Origin of the sequence: Paenibacillus sp. F4 (assembly GCF_002894905.1) — a bacterium.
Classification (GTDB): Bacteria; Bacillota; Bacilli; order Paenibacillales; family Paenibacillaceae; genus Paenibacillus; species Paenibacillus polymyxa_B.
This window is the reverse complement of sequence record NZ_POVS01000017.1, coordinates 304,504-324,235: the sequence shown is the minus strand read 5'-3', so window position 1 is coordinate 324,235 and position 19,732 is coordinate 304,504. Positions and strand designations below refer to the sequence as shown.

Here is a 19,732-nt window from a genome sequence, read left to right as displayed (position 1 = left end):
AGGTGTTGAAATTCCACCCCTTATATTGAAGCTTAAAATGGATCTATTAGAAAAATATGTGCGTTTGCAGAGCAGCTACACTTATTAAAAAAAGCCTGAATCCGTTTGAGATGGATTCAGGCTTGATTCTTGCTAGAAGGTCTATCTATTCTTTTTCAGCTGGCTTATGCCTGTCCGGCTATCGCTTGTTCCGGCGTGGAAGCTGGATACAAGTGACAGGCTACCTGTCGCCCCGGTGCAGCTTCGGCAAAGATGGGCTGTACTTTGCTGCATATCTCCATGGCTGCCGGGCAGCGGTTATGAAACGCACAACCACTTGGCGGATTTTCTGGACTGGGCACATCCCCTTTAAGTACAATCCGATCACGCTCCGCTTCCGGATCAGCTACAGGTACGGCAGACATTAGCGCCTTTGTATACGGATGCAGCGGCTCTCTGAACACTTCTTGGGTCGGTGCGAGTTCGACCAGCTTGCCCAGGTACATCACACCCACGCGGTCGCTGATAAATTTGACGACCGACAGATCATGGGAAATGAACATATACGTCAGGTCATATTGTTTTTGCAGGTCCTTCATCAGATTGAGCACTTGCGCCTGAATCGACACATCGAGGGCCGAGACTGGCTCGTCACACACGATAAATTTGGGATGAAGCGCCAGTGCACGTGCGATCCCGATCCTCTGGCGTTGACCACCCGAGAACTCATGCGGATAACGATGTGCGTGATAAGGAGACAACCCGACCACTTCGAGCAGCTCTTCCACCCGCTCTTTGAGCTGCGTTTTGCTTAGCTTTTCATGCGTGATGAGCGGTTCTTCCAGCACCTGCTGTACCGTCCATCTGGGGTCAAGCGAAGCAAACGGATCTTGAAACACCATCTGCATATCCGTTCTGAATTTGCGCAGCTGCTCTGTGTTTAGCTTACGTATATCCGTGCCATTAAACAGAATCTCTCCATCCGTCGGTTCAATCAATCTGAGAATTGCCCGTCCAGTTGTGGATTTGCCGCAGCCGGATTCTCCCACGATTGCCAGGGTTTCACCCTGCTGTACAGTCAGGTTAATACCATCCACCGCTTTGACTGCTCCCACCTGTTTGGAAAAAAGTCCTTTTTTGATCGGATAGTGCTTTTTCAAATTACGTATTTCAAGCAGTGTACTCATGATATCCCTCCTGCTGTAGCAAGCAGCGGCTTTTGTGTCCGGGTTCCACTTCTGTAAGCTCCGGGGCCTCTGCACGGCAAATTTCCTTGGCAAACTGACAACGTGGTGCAAAGCGGCAACCTTTTGGCATATCAAGTGGGTTGGGAACCTGGCCCGGAATGGAAGCCAGACGCTCCTGATCACTGTTCAATTGCGGCAGTGAGGCTAGCAAACTTTGGGTATACGGATGCTTGGGATCTTTAAAAAGTGTTTTAACATCCGTTTCTTCTACTACTTGTCCGGCGTACATAATCACGACCCGATCGCACATTTCAGCAACGACACCAAGGTCATGAGTAATCATCAGAATGGAAGTTCCTTCGGACTTCTGTAGCTCACGCATCAAGTCAAGAATCTGTGCTTGAATGGTTACATCGAGTGCCGTTGTCGGTTCATCGGCGATCAGCAACTTCGGATTGCACACCATTGCCATCGCAATCATCACCCGTTGGCGCATACCGCCCGAGAGTTCATGCGGATAAGAAGCGGCTACTTTTTCTGGACGTGGAATTCCCACTTTCGTCAGCATTTCCACAGCCATGTCTTTTGCTTTGTGTTTGCTTACACCGTGGTGGTAGCGGGCAGACTCCGCAATTTGCTTGCCGATCTTGAACACAGGATTTAGCGAAGTCATCGGCTCCTGAAAAATCATAGCCATCTCGTTGCCACGAATCGAGCGCATTTTCCGCTCCGAAAAATCCAGCATGTTTTCACCGTTAAACCGTACTTCACCAGCGGCAACTTTCCCAAGTCCCTTAGGGAGGAGCTGCATAATGGAAAGGGAGGTAATGCTCTTGCCGCACCCGGATTCGCCAACAATTCCGAGTGTTTCGCCTTTGCCAACTGATAGATCGACGCCGTCCACAGCCCGGATGGTGCCAGCCGCAGTCTTGAACTCCGTCCGGAGGTTGGTTACTTCAAGCAGTTGTGCCATGCCCTCTTCCTCCTCCTTGTCCATCATTGAACCTTCATGTTCTTTATCTTAGGGAATAAGCTTATTCAGACTTACCCATCGTTTGCAGATGCTTCATGGTACCGTACAGTTTAGTAATATGTTGAAACTCCTTTTCCGAATGAAAAGAGCATTGCCCACGTCCATAAGCTTTGGCTGTTTCTACAGCCAATTTGGCCGCCAGCGCAATATCGCTTTCGTGGCTGGCCCCCGTTGCACTGCCTGGGACAGGAGCAGCGGCCGTGATGGCTACACCAACCACTGGAGCGGAAGTGGCCACCGCTGGCTGCAAAATGCTGTTGATGTGATACAGGTCGTTACCATAAGGTGTGATGTCCTGCGTAGTTACAGCAAACGTGACACACGGTTCGCCAGTAACGGTCTGCACAATATCGACGAGGTCTTCACTAATGCGTAGCACGTAGCCTTCACGTACCGTTGGGGAAATGGCAATACCTTTATGGTTAATGACCCGATTCCCTTTGGTCGTATCAATGGACAGAATCGCTTCCATTTCGGGTGTCACTTCATATTTGTTCATCGTCAAAATATCTACGGGTGAATCCATAAATGGAACTGGATCATGGGGCTGAGTGGGTGCATCTGGACAAATATGTGTACAGATGATCACATCTCCGTCAAGCACATCTCCTTTGGACTGCATGCTCAAAAGTTTAGCTGCCGCCGAAATTGCCGCTGCTGCACCGTCACCATCGGATACAAATCCGATCATTTCCGGCCGTGCTCCAAGTCCACCAAGTCGCCCTACTACACCCAAGGTTGGAGAATCGCCCCCCTGAATGCGACCCGTTTTACCGGCAATGACAATTTTAATAAAATCCGTAGAGCCCTTTTCACCTTGCACAGTGGTGACTGTAATCTCCGCTTGACCCAGTTGTTCCAAAAAAGCTTTGACTTCTGCTCCGCTGGCGAACGGGCTATCCAAAAGGTCATAAACTTCAAAAACTTGTTTCATCATTCGGCAGATCCCCTTATGCTTCTTTTTGTGTTGTTTTCAGATATTTAAGCGCCGTCAAGGCGTATACTTTCGCAGATTGAATGATCTGCCATACCGGAGCTTTTTCATTAAAATTGTGAATGGTCGACAGTTCGGCAGGACCGTATTGTAATACCGGGATATTGTATTTGCGGAATGCACGTGCATCGCTGGTTGCCCATTGTAGTACGCCATAGGCCTCTTTACCGCTGACCTCAGCGATAGATTCCACAAGCTCCTGTACAATCGGCTCGGTGGGCGGAGTCCAGTTGGCATTACCATAAAATCCGAATTGTTTGGGCTCCGCGTCAATGCCAACACTTGCAAGCAATTCTTTGGCCTTGGCCAGTACATCGCGGTGGTCTACGCCAAATGGAACACGGGAATCCACTTGCACTGTGCAACGGTCCGCAACCACATTGACTTTCGTACCCCCCTGGATCGTACCAATGTTCACCGTTACATGATCAAACGCTTGTCCATAGCTTGGGTTCTCCCGTTCGCTTGCATAACGCTTGGAAATTTCAATGATCTCTTTGACTTCTTCCGGGATGTCTGGCTTGATGTCCCACAGTTGTTGCAGCGCTTCAATCCCTTTTGCTGCCTTCAAAATAGCACTGTCACCTGCGATTGGCTGCAAACTGCCGTGACCTGGTGTGCCTTCAACGGTAAATTCAAACCAGCAGCTTCCCTTTTGCCCAATGGTCGGGTTTTGCGGACCTGAAGGCTCTGCGATCACAGCAGCTGTTCCTTCAATCAGCTTTCTTTCCAGCACCCAAGGTACTCCAAGATGTCCGCCGGTTTCCTCGTCTGGAACTACAAGCAACGACAACGCACCTTCGAGTGGTACGCCTAGTTTGGAGAACAGCGCAACGGTAAATATTAATCCGCCCAGTCCTGCTTTCATGTCCGAAGCACCGCGACCCAGGAGATAGCCATCACGTATTTCACCACAAAACGGATCAAAATCCCAACGAGTGCGATCCCCTGCCGGCACAACGTCTGTATGCCCACAGAAAATCAGTTTTTTTCCGTCCGCCGTTTCAGCGCCATAATCAGAAATGAGATTCCACATATTCGGCCCGGATTCATGCACCGTTGTTTCTATACCTGCTTCTTTAAGATAGTCCATAATGAACTGACTAATTTCGCGTGAATCACCTGGAGGATTTTCCGAAGGAAACTGAATCAACCGCGAGCATAGCTCAAGCAATTCGTCTTGCCGTTTATCTATTTCATCAAGAACTAACGTTTTCCAATCTGTCATTTCCATTCAGTCCCTTCACGTTTTCCATTTAGCCAACTAAACTTTTTACGATCCATCGGGATCAGCTTTATACTTCAGGTGTAAAATGATAGCCTTCGGCTGTAAAAACCGAAGGCATAAGGTAAGATCACAACTTACTCTTTATTCAATGAATAGAATCGGATAACCTCATCTGGGTAGTAAACATATCCAGTGACGTCTTTGCTCATGCCAACAACCCGATTGTATTCATACAGGTACGCCCATGGCGAATCTTGATTTATAAGTTCTTGTGCTTTGCCATACAGCTCTTTACGTTTATTTTCATCTTGCTCTTTGCCTGCTTGTTCCCAAAGCTTATCCACTTCTGCATTAGCGTAATGCATATAATTCGAAGAACCGCCGCTGTACATCAGGAACCCGAGATGGTAACCAGGGTCGTTGACGAAAGAAGTCCATTTGGAAATGTATGCTGTCAGGTTGCCTTCTCGTTGCTGTTCAAGGAACTGTGCACGGGCAACATTGACAACATTCATCTTTACGCCAATCTTGGCAAGTTCAGCTTGAATCAATACAGCATCATCTGCCCAGTCCTGGAAGCCGGAACCCAGTGTCAGGTCAAAATTAAACCCATTAGGATAACCTGCTTCTGTAAGCAGCTGTTTTGCTTTGTCCAGGTCGTGCTTGTAGCTGTAGCCCGCATCGGTGTAGCCAGGCGTGTTACTCGCTACAGAACTCTTCATTTGCTTTGCTTGACCGTACATGACATCGTCGATTAATTGGTCGTAAGGAATAGCATAAGCAATCGCTTGACGCACTTTTGGATCATTAAAAGGTTTAACTTTGTTATTCATGGCGAAATACAGAATCCGGTTACTTGCATTGGATTGAACCTTCAGATCAGCGTTGGTTTCCAGCTTCGAAACATCCTTTGCAGGAATCTCAATCGCCATGTCCACATCGCCTTTATCCAGCAGAAGTACACGGTTGGAAGCTTCCTTGGTAAACTTCATCGTTACTTTGCTCAGATTTGGCGCTCCTTGCCAGTAGCTGGCATTAGCATTAAAGACAGCTTCTGTCGCAGGGTCCCATTTTTCAAGCTTGAACGGACCTGAACCTGCCGCATGTGTTTTCAAATAGTCACCATCGCCATTTTCTTTGACAAGCACATCATCCACAATGGAAAAGTTGTACAATGACAGGATTTGCAGAAACATATGATTGGGTTGGGACAATGTAACGACAACGGTGTGCTCATCAGGCGCTGTAGCGGTTTTAATGGAGCTCATACCATACAGGAAGCTACCGGAATCGGAATTTTTAAGCCGCTCAAAGGAATACAACACAGAATTGGCGGTCAGCGGGTTGCCGCTCTGGAATTTAACGTCTTTACGCAGATGGAGCGTATAAGTCATGTTATCAGCGGACACATCCCATTTTTCAGCCAGCATGGGCTTAATTGCTTCCGTATCTGCCACTTCGCCGCTATCCGTAGACTTTTTGCCGTAGGTCACAAGCTGATCATAGAGCGCAAGCACAAGGGTGTCCGATGTAAGATCACTCGCTTCAGCAGGGTCCATGGTTGACCCTCCCTCCGAGTAAGCAAGTGTAATCGTCTTTGGTGGGGATGGGGCATCTGCGCCTTTCTCTCCAGATGAAGCGGACGGGCTGTTAGCATTGCTCGCACAGCCTGCCGTCCATAGCAACGTAGACAAGACGACAATTAGAGAAAGACTTTTTTTCAACATGGCTTACGTTCTCCCCTTTAATGATCTATTTATTTTTATTTGCTAGAGCGCAGTCTAGGATCAAGAACATCCCGCAAACCGTCTCCAAGCAAATTGAAGCCCAAAATAGCTGTCGCAATTCCAAGACCCGGGAAGGTTACAATCCACCACTCACCGGAAATGATATACGCTCGCCCTTCTGAAATCATTGCGCCCCATTCAGCAATCGGGGGTTTCACACCGAGTCCCAGGAAGCTGAGACTGGCTGAGGTGAGGATGGCGAAGCCCATTCCAAGCGTTGCATTCACAAGCAGTGGGGCAAGTGCATTAGGCAAGATGTGGCGAAACAGGATCGTTCCGTTCGTTACACCAATCGCCCTGCTGGCCTCAACAAACTCCTTTTCCCGGAGAGAGATGGTTTGTCCGTGAATCAGTCTGGCGAATTCGGGTATGCCTACAATGCCCACGGCGATGAGTGCACTCATCAGTCCTGGTCCCATCGCTGCAGCAATGGCCATGGCGAGTACCAGCGACGGGAAAGCCAACAGAATATCCATACAGCGCATAATAATGCTGCCCATTCGACCGCCATAGAAACCTGCGATGGCTCCAAGCGGTACGCCGATGATAAATGAGATCGACACGGCAATCATCCCGGTCCATATGCTGATTCTGGCTCCGTAAATGACACGGCTGAGAATGTCACGTCCGTAATTATCGGTCCCAAACCAATGTTCTGCACTTGGCGGCAGCAGCTTGTTCGCCGGGTCGGTTACATAAGGATCATGTGGAACGATCCATGATGAGAGGATGGCAATGAGCGTCCAGCCAACGATAAAGATGAATCCGATTAAAGCGAGTTTATTGCCAAATAACAATCGCCAAAAGGTTTTTCGTTTCGGTATAGCGGCTGCATTAGGCTGAGGTACAGCCGCTTTTGCCACCAAATCACTTGCAGTGCTCATCCGAGTACCTCCCCCTACTTTTGTGCTTCGTTCATTATTCGTACCGGATACGTGGATCAATCAATCCGTAAACCAAGTCGACTCCAAGATTGATAAAGCTGTAAATCAGCGCACTTACGAGGGTAAATGCTTGAATCGGTGCGTAGTCAGCCGCCAAAATGGAGTCCGTCACATAGCTGCCCACTCCTGGCCAGGTAAAAATGGTTTCGGTAATAACCGCTCCACCAATCAGGTAACCGACCTGCAAACCAAGTACGGTAAGTGTTGGAATAAAGGCGTTAATGAGTGCGTGCTTATAAATAACAATTCCTTCGCGCAGACCTTTGGCTCTGGCTGTGCGAACAAAATCCTGACCGATCACTTCCAGCATGCTGGAACGCATCATCCGCGCCACAATCGCCATAGTGCCTGTACTGAGACAGACTGCTGGCAGAACCAAATGGGATAAACTGCTTTTTAAAGCTACAAAATCACCGGTCATCAAACTATCGAGTACATAAAGTCCCGTAACGTGCGTCGGCGGATTGATGTCACCGCTAATTCGACCCATGGGCGCAGGAGCGATGCCCCATTTAGCATAGAAGATATAAATGAATAACAGGCCAATCCAGAAAATGGGCATACATGCACCGATCAAGGAAAACACGCGTGAAATGTGATCAACAATCGATTCTTTACGGGTTGCCGCCAGAATACCGATCGGGATTGCCACCAGAATCGCAATAACCAAGCTTGCCAGCGCCAACTCGATGGTTGCTGGAAACCGGGTAGCAAAGTCGCTTGCCACTGACTGTCCGGTGTGATAAGCCTGACCCAGATCACCTTGGAATAATCCAACTACATAATGAAAAAATTGAATGTACTTCGGTTGATCCAGTCCCATGCTGCTGCGAATATTTTCAATCGTCTCGGGTGTAGCCTGTTCCCCCGCAAGCATCACGGCAGGATCACCTGGAAGCACTCTTGAGATCATGAATGTAATGACGACAATACCAAGCAGTGCCGGAATCATTTGTATCAATCTACGTAGTGTGTATACGGCCACAGCCCGTCCCCCCTTATCCGTAATCCCTCGTCTCTTTGTCATCTTTCTTTTCATCACTTGTTATTTTTATTCATTGTACTAAGGAACAAGAACGGTTTCCACGTCCTGAATAGCTAAAAATAATGACGAATTTTGTCGTTTATGCACTAAAGTTACTCATCATGTTATTTAAATGTCGTGTTTTATTTGATTATAGAAATCAAAATCAGCATGATGCAAAACAAGCGGTCCCCTTTCAAAAGGAAATCGCTTGTTTTTTGTAAGTATAGATTGTAGTATTAGGCCGATCAGGAAAGGAGAATCCCAGTACGGCCTGTATCCACATCATCTTCCATTTTGGAGCAGAAAGCCGGCTGGCCGCTTCGTTATGGCAAACGATAAAAGAGATTCTTCAACCTGCCGCTAACCATATGGGGACCGATCAATATCAGCTTGCTGTATCTGTTAGCAAATTTATGGGAGATACCAAATTGGAGCAGAGGTTAATCAGACTTCAGAAGCAAAGGCAGTAATCCAGTTGCGATAAGGGGCCTGTCGCGCGTTCTGCACAGAACGAGGCATTCGACTCAGCGCTCGCCGTTCGGTCGCCCCTCGAAGCAGCGGTTCAAAGGTATATCCAGTATTGTCTTTGGCTACAGCTCGAACCACTCCGCAGCACGCTCCTCTTCTTCCAGCACCCTGTACATTCCTTCCCTCCACTTCACCGCATCTTCGCCACCAATATGAAATAGACAATTGAGGCCTTTTGACTATCATTCAAACCAGCAAACAAAATAGGCTTCCCGTGAATATAGCGCGGAAGCCTATGAGTTCATCAAACCACTCTTTTATTTATTTGGCCTTCTGAGACACCAGTTCACTATTCCCTTTTCTCTTTCTTACGCCTAACATAATGACAGCCATAACAGCTACCAAAACCGCTATAAGAATAAAGGGAATATATTGGTCCACCCGATATAGCGTCGTTGTCAAAATAGGAGCAATAATCGCAGAAATGCCTTGGACAGTGGCCACCAGACCAGCGGCTCCCCCTTGCTGTTCTTTACTAACAGAAAGAGAAGCCCCAGCCATAAATCCAGGCATAAGCAAGCCTGTACCTATACCAAACATAAAGAACGCAAAATAGTAAACGACCATGCTGGCTGACATGAGGAATATCAGCATACCGGCAATAAGGAACAGAGAACCGAGCAAAATCATCGGCTTGGGCTGCCATTTAAGCCATTTCATCTGAACGATCTGTACAATCAACATGGCTGCACCGGAAAACATAAGTCCAAAGGAAACCACTCTTGCTGTTTCTTCGGATGAAAGGCCTAATTGATCTTGAAAATAAAATCCGCCTATAACCTGGATGGTCACAATACTAATCATCGTAACCAAACCTGCAAACAAATACATTCGTAGACCAGGTTGAAAAAGGTTAATCCGAGCTGGCTTTTGCTGAATAACGGGCTTGGCAGACGGAATTGCCAGCAAGGCCACTACAAATGCTACAGCCGCAATCACAATCCCAAAATATAGAGGCCACAGCAAGCCTATTAAAGTAAAGGCACCTGCAATAGCAAGCCCAAATACTAATCCAAGTCCATTGGCCGCGCTAATGATAGCCATCCCACTACCTCGATCTTCTCCCTCGGTCACATCTCCCATATAAGCTTGGGAGGATGACAATACCGCCGGGATAAACCCGCCGATCAAACCGCGTGTAACAATCAGCAGGACTAACAGCAGCCCCCCGCTAAGCCAACCATTTAATCCTGCAAAAAGAGTAAGCGTAAACAGCAAGCAGCTTACACACATCCCTATGAATCCAAGCAAAATTACAGGCTTGCGTCCCTTTGCATCACTCAGATTTCCCCATATTGGGGCCATTAAGGCCATCGTTATGGAGCCAAGCGATACAATTAACCCAGAATGACTTTCTCTTAACCCCAACTCACGAATAAGGGGCGGCATAATTGGAGCAATGAGCATGAGCCCTAGCATAGCCACAAATACACTGAAAAAGATGCTTCCTTTTACCCTATTCATCCTCGCACACTCCTCTGTTATAGATTCTCTCTATGCAGAAGTATACGAGTCACAGCACCACTCTACTGCCTATATACGGATTATTCTACGGTTAAACGGATTTTTATTTTAAAATACCTTCTTTAAGGAGGATGGCTTCACTCCGTATTCCCGGAAAAATTGCTCTGAAAATGCACTCACATTGCTATATCCTACAGCCATCGCAGCTTCAGTCACATTGCTTTCTTGGCTTCGGAGCAGCTTCATCGCATAATCGAGACGAATTTGGCGCAAATATTCAAATACAGTAGTTCCAAAGCAGGCTTTGAATCCTTTTTTTAATTTAAAATCGTTTAATCCAACCTTTTGGGATAATGTGATCAGCGAGGGTGGATCAATCATGCTGGATTCAAGTATCTCCCGAGCCATATGCAGCTTTCTGACATCTTCTTTAGACAAACCTTCGGGCATAGGTGTTAAATCAAATAATTGAATCATAAATCGATTTAAAATCTCAAGTGCCGCTGCTTCCATTAACAAAGGCGATTTATGCACACTTTTCAAGTCTTTGATCAAATGTTCAATCATCACTATACTTCTGTGATCCAGTTCAAAACTAAAGTGATGGAATGCAGCTCCCTTAAGAATTTGATTAAATTCAATAGCTACCTGCCGACGAGCCGCTAACTGTGAAGCCGCATAATTAAACAACGAAACAGGAATTCCAAGTGCAAATGATTGGTATTGTTCGTTAACCGGAGGATGAAAGCGCGCTGTAAAATCCTGTAAAAAAATAAGAGCACCCTGCCCCATCGGGAGTGTATAATCCAGACCAGCCACATTCACATGACGTTGACCGGAAAGCGCAAATTGAAGTTCAATCATTTGTCCTCTGGAAGAAAAATTGGTCGGATACGGCTCGTGATATTGAATGTGCGAATATACAATCTCAATTCCGCTGTAAGTTGTAACTCGATAGATATGCCCATGACCCGCTTCCGGTAACATCATATACGTATGCTCATTCTGTTGTCTAAACGGAGTTTTTTCCAAATAATTCTGATATATTAATGATAACGAGTTTGAATTCACAAGCGTCCACCTCAAATGTTTTCATTCATTCTGATACTCCAAATGAGAATCGTTATCAATAATAGTAGCCGAATTTGAATGGTTTGACCAGACCTATTGGAGTAAGCTGTGGAGACATTCGGGGGTCTATTAATCCCAATCCATATAAAACTTTGCCTTCAATTTACCCTTCTCACATGCTGGGCAGCTTAAATGATGAGGAGCATTGTTTTCAATGTGTTTCTGTTCCATGACGCTCGTGCATCTAGGACAAGCATAAGAACTCCTATACTGTGATGAGTCGGATTTCATCTCTATAAACAATTCATTGCGCATAGCCTGACAGGCCGGGCACACATATAGAGCGTTATAAGCATCATATCTCGTCGAAGGGTTGCCTATGAATTCCTCAATACGTTGTTTAAGGGCAGCATCCTGTACAAACGAAGCAATGGATTCCAAACTCATATATGCAAAACCAAATCCTACAAATATGTTCCCCGTATAAGTACAGGTATCACAGTCCAGCTTGTACGCTTCCCCCATTTTTAACCACCTCAACTCTCCATACAGTTTAAGAAGCCTCTATACTATCTCTTTACAAGATTTGCTGAATGAGTGACCCTATTTCTCCCGCCATCTTTGGAAGCATACAGAGCCAAATCCGCTTGATGAACAATCGTTTGTTCCGTATCCTCTTGCGTAACCGTTGCCACCCCAATACTCACAGTAATAGCATATTCTCCCCAATCCATCGAGGCCGTCGTGGAGCGGTATCTTTCCGCTGTAAGAATAGCTTCTTCTTGATCGTTGTCTGGAAGAATAATTACGAACTCCTCGCCCCCATATCGAGCGACAATGTCCCTGTCCCGTGACATGGATTGCAGTAATTCTGCCAGATTCGTAAGCACCAGGTCGCCGACCGGATGACCATAAGTATCGTTAATACTTTTGAAACGATCAATATCAATGATAAGCAGCGAAAAAGATATTCCACTCTCACGAAAAGACGCGAGGCTAGCTAGTAATTGATCTTGGAAATACCTTCTATTTTTAAGACCGGTTAACGGGTCCGTTGATGCCATCGTTTCAAGCTGGAGATTAATCCTTTCTAGCTCCTGCTGTTTGATTTCATATTCTTCGTGCAACCGTTCAAGCTTCTGGTTCGCTTCATTCGTAGCCTGATATAATTCCTGAAGCTTGGTTTTGGTCTGCAGAATATCTCTCTCATGTTCAATTCGCTTACGCATCATAAGCACTACACAATCAATAACAGTTTCTCCGTTGCGTTCCTGGCGCACCCCGTTTAGAAGTACAGGCACATCCTGTCGATCACTTGTCCTAAACGAGAAGTACATCTCATCGACATGCCCGTACAACTGAATGTAGGGATAAAAATAAGTATGAAAAAATAGCTTGTTGGTCACAGACATTGTGGATTCAATAGGCCGTCCGAGCAATTCATTACGATCATAAAGTAGCATATCCAATAAAGTTTGATTCACCGATTGAATGAAGCCAGAATCCGAGATTGAGAAATATCCACAGGGAGCTTTATCTAATTGAATATCCATTTCATGACTGCCTTTCTTCTGATATTACACACTGGCTAAATACTCTTTAATCAGATCGCTTGTTTCTCCTGGTTGACTTAAGTGAGGATAATGCCCCTTTGCCCTCATCTGTTGAAGCCTGCTGTTTTTAAGATGAGTATGTAAATAATTCCCTACTTCAATCGGAGCAATGCTATCGTCCGAGCACTGGAGAATCAGTGTAGGAACCGAAGCATGCTGGAGATCGACACGGCAATCCGAAAAAAAAGTCACTTCCGCAAATTGTCGTGCAATATGAGGGTCTCTTGAGCAAAAGGTTTTCTCCAACTCTTCGGTTAATTCCTGTCGATCAGGATTCTGCATAACAATGGGTGCCAGGTAACTAGCCCAGCCGATGAAGTTCATTTGCATCATATCAAGCAATTCATCGATGTCACTCTTATCGAAGCCTCCATAATAATAGGGGAGGTCATTCACATAACGAGGAGAGGGACCGAGCATGACGATGCGCTCAAAATATTGAGGGCTGCGGATCGATGCGAGCATTCCGATCATGCTGCTAACGGAGTGTCCGACGAATATGACATTTTTTAATTCTAGCGCTTCCATAATATCTAGCACATCTTGGGCATACCCTTGCAAGTCACTGTATTTTTCTGAATCATAGTACTTAATTTGAGAATCTCCAGAGCCTACGTAATCAAATAAGACGATTTGGTAGTTGTCGATAAAGCTAGGGACGATATAACGCCACATATCCTGATCGCATCCAAAGCCATGAGCAAATACGATCGTTTGGCTACCTGAGCCCAGCACTTTTACATTATTACGTACGAGAATGTCAACGGTCATTATAAATCACCTCTCTGAGGTAGTATCTGTTCTATCGACTGCTTTTCATTATTATATCGGAAAAGATTTGATTATGGATAATGAATCTCATTCAGAAATACATGTACCCCATATTCTTCTAGTTCGGAGTAACTCTGTTCATTTAACTCATTCAAATTCATATCTGTATCCTCTCCGCGGCATTTATTCATCTAAATGAAAATGTTTTTTTATAGGCAAGGGCATCGCAGAGAATATTAATTCGCCTAATTGCTCTGGAGATTCCTTCATGCCATTCTCAAGCCAGTCCTTAGTCACATTCACTCCCCCATAAGCGTTAAATCTTATAGCAAAAAGGATGTCGGGAGGCAACGAAGTCCTATTTGTTTTCTTAAGAATATAATTGGTGTGGCATTCAACCGTATAGTTAAAGATATTATTATAAAAAGACAAGTGCGTATTGTCGTCAAAAGCCTTTTTAAAATAGATGTAATCCTCTTTAATAAACTCAACAATTCTCCCGGCAACACGTCCCCAAGACTCTTTTTCTATATATTGTTCAATAATTTTATCTGCCTTATCACTATATATCCATGAGATTAGGTCGTATTTACTGGAAAAATGATAATAGAACATCTGTCTGCTGACCTGACAATTGTCAGTAATATCCGTTACGGTGATGGACTGGATTGGATGTTTTTTGGCTAAGTCTATCAAAGATTCAGCAAGGAGTTCCTTAGGAGTTGTTTTTCGAATCATGTTAGCCCTCACAAAATTTTATTTTACTTTTGTACACTATGAAGTATTTGTCTACATTTTTAACACTCTTAAAAATCAGTCTATTATTATTTAAGTGCCTATATTTTATACTAATGATGTAAATAGAAGCTGGACAGCCATCTGCCAAATGAAAAGGTGATGGTTCAAAATCTTTTTATAAAGGAGAATAACAGCATGAATCCCAAAAAGATTAAAAATGTAACTATTAATGTTTCATTCAACAGCGAGAATGAAGTTGCTAAAAAGAACATGGATGTCATTATAGACTTTTTTTCTTTATATTTAGGAGATACGGACAAATTTTATTCTTTGTGGGTTAAAGATAATCCGGCTGTAATTACCCCATTTACCACTGATGATGTGGCAGTTTTGCACAATTCTGTTCAAGAAGGCTGGGATGCTGTAAAAGGCTTCTTTAATCCCATTTTTAATGATATGAAAGGGACATTCGAATGGACCATCGATGAGTTTATAGTCGGAGAAAATCCTAACACGATTGTGACAAAAACACGCAGCCATATTGATATCACAGCGAATGGACCATGGGGAGAAAATAAAAAAATAAAATACAACGGGATCTATGTCCAGATCTTTAAATTTGAAAACAATAAAATCAAATCTTTCGAAGAGTATTATGATACTGCACTGTTAAACCAACAATACTCGTAAATATTTACTATTAGAAAAAGTCTCGGCCTGTAATCTACATTTCCATTACGGAATGTACAATTCACAGACCGAGACTTTTTTTCATTCTTTATTCTGCTTCAACATCATCCGTAATTTTTTCTACTAACCCTCTCAAGCCGTGGTTGGTTACATTTAATTGATCAATAATATTCATAAATTCCGTTACAAGCTTGGCTTGCTCTTGGGAGGAAACCGCAATCTGTGTGATTTCTTGTTCCATGTTATAAACCGATTGTCTGACGGCTTGCAAGGACTGCTCAATCCGTCCGGTTGCTTCCTTGGTGCCCGTAGACATTTTCCGGATTTCTGTAGCCACAACCCCAAAACCGGCTCCTGCCTCACCCACTCGGGCTGCTTCAATTGCTGCATTTAATCCAAGCAAGTTCGTCTGCTCTGAAATTTCCTTAATGTAGCCGGCCACCTCAGTCACGTTACCGGAGTCCTCAACCGCCTGTTTAGTATTGCTTAGAATTTCTTCAGCTGTCGCACTAAGCTCCTCCGAATGAGCCGCCACATGCTGAATCCCTTCAACTAGCTTACTTGTAACATCCTCGGCTTGAGTCATCAACTTCTTCAGTTGATCTTGATTATCCATACTATAGGTGATACACATTACGGCCTCGATCTCATTCTGTTCATTCTTAATCGGATGAAAGTAAGAATCAGCAGCAATGCCGAAAACTTCAGCAGCGTAACGCTCTCTGGTCTTTTCACCACCTACTAGCATTTTGAAGTCTCTGTGTACATCAGGAAGAGGATCGCCTGCTTTGAAGTCATAAACTAAGCTTTTACCCGACTGAAAGAACAGAAATTTTTCCCTGTCCATTACGGAAATTGAAACATCTTGTCGTGCAGCTTCTTTGATAAATGGCATGGCGGTCAAAACAGCTTCTACTTGATTCATCATATGTATCCACTTCCTTATATTTTGATATAAGTCCTATCCTCTATTTCGACATTTTCATCCCATGTGTTTAGCGAATTTAAAAATACTATGGATGATGTTGAGTCCCTACCTATAAACATTCTCCGTAGTTTCCTGAAGGGAATCCATTTTTACGGCCGGGATTCATATCCATTTAAGGTATTATTTTCGTTTCATAATGTAAATTCAAGCAGCGCGTACCGATTAAAGTTGGCACGCGCTGACGGTATGACTTTTATGAAACAGGCACTAAGATTTAATTCAACTGCTCTCCATTAGTTTCGATCACATTCTTATACCAATAGAAGCTCTTCTTTCTGGATCTGGCAAGTGTTCCTTTGCCTTCATTATCCTTATCGACATATATAAACCCATAACGCTTTTTCATTTCACCGGTTCCCGCACTTACCAGATCAATACATCCCCAAGGCGTATACCCTATTAGGTCTACTCCATCAGCAATCGCTTCTTTCATTTGCTCAATGTGTTGCTTTAGATAATCAATTCGATAATCATCGTGAATGGAGCCGTCTTCTTCCACTGTATCTACGGCGCCAAGACCATTTTCAACAACCATTAACGGGATTTCATATCGGTTGTAAATGTTATTGAGGGACCATCTCAATCCCTGTGGATCGATCTGCCAATCCCAGGCACTTGCTTTCAAATGAGGATTCTTTAGGCCCATAGATAAATTTCCTCCCACCTTCTCCTGGTTGGGATCGGCACTGACACAAGTAGAGGAATAATAGCTGAAGGTATAGAAATCTACGCAACCTTCCTTTAAGATGTCCTCATCCTCTTCTTGCATTTTGATCTGAATGTTATGATCTCTAAAATAGCGTTTGGCAAATCCCGGATAAGCTCCTCTTACTTGAACATCTGAGCATAAGAAATTACTTAAGTTATCCTTTTGTTGAGCTAGCAGAATATCATCAGGATGGCATGTAAGTGGGTAGGAACACATATAAGCAATCATACAACCGATTTTAAAGTCCTTGTTGATTTCATGACCCAGCTTTACAGCCTTTGCACTGGCAATAAATTGATGATGCAACGCCTGATACAGAACCTGCTCATCCTTCACTGTAGCATGGGCAAGCTCTCCATTCCCCTCCGGCATCATAGCTCCAGCCATGAATGCTCCAAATGACAAGGTTAAAATATTGATTTCATTAAAGGTTAACCAGTATTTCACGACATCTTTGTATCTGTTAAAAAGCACTTCACAATATCTCACATAAAAATCTACGACTCTGCGATCTGACCAACCATTATATTTTTGGGTCAAATGAAACGGTGCTTCATAATGTGAGATTGTAACCAAAGGCTCAATATTATACTTTTTCAATTCTGCGAATACACGATCATAGAACTGCAAGCCTTGCTCATTCGGCTCTGCATCATCTCCGTTAGGAAATATTCTTGACCACGCAATGGACATTCTAAAGACCTTGAATCCCATCTCTGCAAATAAGCGGATATCCTCTTGATAGTGGTGGAAAAAATCAATAGCCTCGTGACTCGGATAGTTCACTCCTTCTTCCAGTATAGGTGTAATTCTTCGGGAAGTCGTATGCGTTCCAGCCGTAATCACATCAGCAGTGCTTAAGCCTTTACCTTCTTCATTATATCCACCTTCAAATTGGTTGGCAGCCGTTGCACCTCCCCATAAAAATCCTTGTGGAAATTCCAATGTAGTTGTATTTTTCATTGTTAATTCCTCCTCAACATTTAATTAAGATTAGACTACGACGGTCAATAAATCCTCTTGATACTCAATCGCCTTCTTCTCTGTTTCAATGACATCCAGGTAATTCGTAGTATTGGCAACGATAACAGGTGTGGTCAAAACATAACCAGCCTCTTTTATAGCTTCCATATCAAACTCCATAAGCAGCTGGCCTTTTTTAACAGCATCTCCCTGTTTTACTTTAGGATAAAAATGTTTGCCTTTTAATTTGACCGTATCTTTGCCTACATGGATGAGGACCTCAACACCGTGATCACTTGTAATTCCAATCGCATGACCTGACGAAAATAATGATGTTAATACACCATCTACAGGTGAAACAACCTTACCTTCAGAAGGTTCAATGGCAATCCCTTTACCCAGAGCACCTGTCGAAAAGGCTTCATCTGTTACTTCAGATAAAGACTTCACTTCACCTTTTAATGGACTCATCACCGTCTCTTGTTTTACTAAAACTTCTCCTCTTGCCGCTCCTGGTGTACTGTCTTCCTTTTTTGTTTCTTTCACTTCGTCATCTTTAAATCCGCCAAAGAACATAAGCAAGAAGCCTAATACAAAGCTTACCAGGATACCGATAACAGCCCCATAAAATCCGTTGTCTATTCCTGCCGGACTGATATAGCTCGGGATAGCGAAAATACCCAATCCACCAATAATGTAACCTTTAGTACCCATCATTCCTATAATACCGCCGCCTACTGCGGATGCTATACAGCTTAAAATAAATGGTTTTTTACGTGGTAATGTAATCCCGTAAATTGCTGGTTCTGTCACACCAAAAATCCCGGAGATGACAGCTGGAATGGAAAGTGATCTCAGCTTTACATTTTTGGTTTTAAACAAAATCGCCAGTACGACGCCCGTCTGAGCAAAGGAAGCTCCCAGCGTAGCCGCAAGAATCGGATCGAATTTAAGCACTGCTAAATTGTTCATAGCGATAGGAACAAGTCCCCAGTGTAATCCAAAGATAACAAACACTTGCCAGAAAGCGCCCATGAGCATACCTTCAATAATCGGACTTAAGTTATACACAAAGAGAGTTCCTGCGCCAAGCAGTTGACCTGCCCAAGTCGAGAGAGGTCCAATCGCAACCAACGCTAAGGGTACAATAACTAACAATGTGAAAAACGGAACCAAAAATGTTCTCACTACGCTAGGGATTACCTTTTTAAAGAAGTTTTCTATTTTTGAGCCTACATAGGTGGATATGATAATCGGAAGAACGGTTGACGCATAACTCATCAGAATGACCGGAATACCTAAGAAGGTGATATATACCGGTGACTCAAATATAGTACCGCTAAATAGAGTGTATAGCGGTTTGCCCGAGGCTGTTATCGTGCTAAATGTTGGGTACACAAGCGATGCACCTATAGCCATACCTATAAAAATGTTGGCATTGAACTTTTTAGCTGATGTATACCCCAGGAAAATAGGAAAGAAGTAAAACAAACAATCACCTAAAGCATTGAGAATTTGATAGGTACCCGATGTAGTGGCCAGCCAGCCCAAAGCTACAAATAAGGCGGTGAAGCCCTTAATCATACCTGTGGCACTTAAGACACCCAGCGTGGGTGTAAATACACCTGAAATGGTATCAATGAATCTATTGAACAAACTCATTTTTTCACCTGATGCTTCTTCTGAATCTCCTGTCTGAAAACCGCCTACAGCAGTAACATCAGCATACACCTCAGGTACATGGTTACCTATAACAACCTGGTATTGCCCGCCACTCTTTACCACAGTGACAACACCATCCATATTTTTTAAAACCTCTGTATTGGCTTTACTTTCATCTTTTAGTTTGAAACGCAAACGTGTTACACAATGAGTTAGACTATTCACATTTTCTTTGCCGCCGACATTTTTGATAATGTCTTTTGCTAATGTCTCATACTTCATCGTAACTTCCCCTTTAATTGTATTTATAAAAAAAGGCAAAACCAAAATAGATCAAATTCGATCTAGGTTGGTTT

General features: G+C 44.0%; 18 protein-coding genes. 1 reads left to right on the top strand and 17 read right to left on the bottom strand.

From position 1 onward, the window contains the following. Positions 1-164: 164 nt before the first annotated feature. From C1T21_RS20140 to C1T21_RS20075, 14 genes are all read right to left on the bottom strand, one after another. The gene (locus tag C1T21_RS20140) at positions 165-1,166 is read right to left on the bottom strand and encodes an ABC transporter ATP-binding protein (protein ID WP_103049493.1); all 1,002 of its coding nucleotides are present in this window, start codon (positions 1,164-1,166) and stop codon (positions 165-167) included. Then, positions 1,150-2,139, bottom strand: a complete 990-nt coding sequence (locus C1T21_RS20135) for an ABC transporter ATP-binding protein (protein ID WP_061829731.1) — start codon at positions 2,137-2,139, stop codon at positions 1,150-1,152. Before C1T21_RS20135 ends, C1T21_RS20140 begins: the two co-directional genes overlap by 17 nt. Before the next feature lie 61 nt (positions 2,140-2,200). Continuing rightward, complete coding sequence (locus C1T21_RS20130) at positions 2,201-3,136, bottom strand: DUF1177 domain-containing protein (protein ID WP_103049492.1); 936 nt, start codon at positions 3,134-3,136, stop codon at positions 2,201-2,203. 13 nt (positions 3,137-3,149) lie between these two features. Beyond that, entirely contained in the window at positions 3,150-4,421 is a 1,272-nt protein-coding gene (locus C1T21_RS20125; RefSeq protein WP_103049690.1) for a M20 family metallopeptidase, read from the bottom strand. A gap of 134 nt (positions 4,422-4,555) precedes the next feature. Then, positions 4,556-6,148, bottom strand: a complete 1,593-nt coding sequence (locus C1T21_RS20120; protein ID WP_023989678.1) for an ABC transporter substrate-binding protein — start codon at positions 6,146-6,148, stop codon at positions 4,556-4,558. A 35-nt stretch (positions 6,149-6,183) separates the two neighbouring features. Beyond that, the gene (locus C1T21_RS20115) at positions 6,184-7,092 is read right to left on the bottom strand and encodes an ABC transporter permease (RefSeq protein ID WP_028542289.1); all 909 of its coding nucleotides are present in this window, start codon (positions 7,090-7,092) and stop codon (positions 6,184-6,186) included. Between the two features lie 34 nt (positions 7,093-7,126). Further along, positions 7,127-8,137: an ABC transporter permease gene (locus tag C1T21_RS20110; protein WP_023989680.1), complete on the bottom strand. Its 1,011-nt coding sequence runs from the start codon at positions 8,135-8,137 to the stop codon at positions 7,127-7,129. A 486-nt stretch (positions 8,138-8,623) separates the two neighbouring features. After that, positions 8,624-8,785, bottom strand: a complete 162-nt coding sequence (locus C1T21_RS27090; protein ID WP_180984625.1) for a hypothetical protein — start codon at positions 8,783-8,785, stop codon at positions 8,624-8,626. A 183-nt stretch (positions 8,786-8,968) separates the two neighbouring features. Beyond that, a complete protein-coding gene (locus C1T21_RS20100; protein WP_103049490.1) occupies positions 8,969-10,171 on the bottom strand; it encodes an MFS transporter in 1,203 nt (400 codons plus the stop codon). A gap of 108 nt (positions 10,172-10,279) precedes the next feature. Further along, positions 10,280-11,242 carry a helix-turn-helix domain-containing protein gene (locus C1T21_RS20095; RefSeq protein WP_103049489.1) on the bottom strand — a complete coding sequence of 321 codons (963 nt, stop codon included), beginning with the start codon at positions 11,240-11,242 and terminating at the stop codon, positions 10,280-10,282. 129 nt (positions 11,243-11,371) lie between these two features. After that, positions 11,372-11,767 (bottom strand): hypothetical protein, encoded by a 396-nt coding sequence (locus C1T21_RS28360; RefSeq protein ID WP_103049488.1) that lies wholly within the window; start codon positions 11,765-11,767, stop codon positions 11,372-11,374. Positions 11,768-11,811: 44 nt separating this feature from the next. Further along, positions 11,812-12,795, bottom strand: a complete 984-nt coding sequence (locus C1T21_RS20085) for a sensor domain-containing diguanylate cyclase (RefSeq protein ID WP_103049487.1) — start codon at positions 12,793-12,795, stop codon at positions 11,812-11,814. A gap of 24 nt (positions 12,796-12,819) precedes the next feature. Beyond that, positions 12,820-13,626 (bottom strand): alpha/beta fold hydrolase, encoded by an 807-nt coding sequence (locus C1T21_RS20080; protein ID WP_103049486.1) that lies wholly within the window; start codon positions 13,624-13,626, stop codon positions 12,820-12,822. Between the two features lie 183 nt (positions 13,627-13,809). Continuing rightward, positions 13,810-14,364, bottom strand: coding sequence for a TetR/AcrR family transcriptional regulator C-terminal domain-containing protein (locus tag C1T21_RS20075; RefSeq protein WP_103049485.1), 555 nt, complete (start codon positions 14,362-14,364; stop codon positions 13,810-13,812). 195 nt (positions 14,365-14,559) lie between these two features. On the opposite strand from C1T21_RS20075, the gene C1T21_RS20070 reads away from it, so the two are divergent. Continuing rightward, positions 14,560-15,054, top strand: coding sequence for a nuclear transport factor 2 family protein (locus tag C1T21_RS20070; protein WP_103049484.1), 495 nt, complete (start codon positions 14,560-14,562; stop codon positions 15,052-15,054). 88 nt (positions 15,055-15,142) lie between these two features. Here the strand turns inward: C1T21_RS20070 and C1T21_RS20065 are convergent, their stop codons facing one another. The 3 genes from C1T21_RS20065 to C1T21_RS20055 form a co-directional block, all read right to left on the bottom strand. Continuing rightward, positions 15,143-15,982: a methyl-accepting chemotaxis protein gene (locus tag C1T21_RS20065; RefSeq protein ID WP_230486191.1), complete on the bottom strand. Its 840-nt coding sequence runs from the start codon at positions 15,980-15,982 to the stop codon at positions 15,143-15,145. Positions 15,983-16,256: 274 nt separating this feature from the next. After that, positions 16,257-17,714, bottom strand: a complete 1,458-nt coding sequence (locus C1T21_RS20060; protein WP_103049483.1) for a glycoside hydrolase family 1 protein — start codon at positions 17,712-17,714, stop codon at positions 16,257-16,259. Positions 17,715-17,744: 30 nt separating this feature from the next. After that, positions 17,745-19,658, bottom strand: a complete 1,914-nt coding sequence (locus C1T21_RS20055; RefSeq protein WP_103049482.1) for a beta-glucoside-specific PTS transporter subunit IIABC — start codon at positions 19,656-19,658, stop codon at positions 17,745-17,747. Between the last annotated feature and the right edge of the window lie 74 nt (positions 19,659-19,732).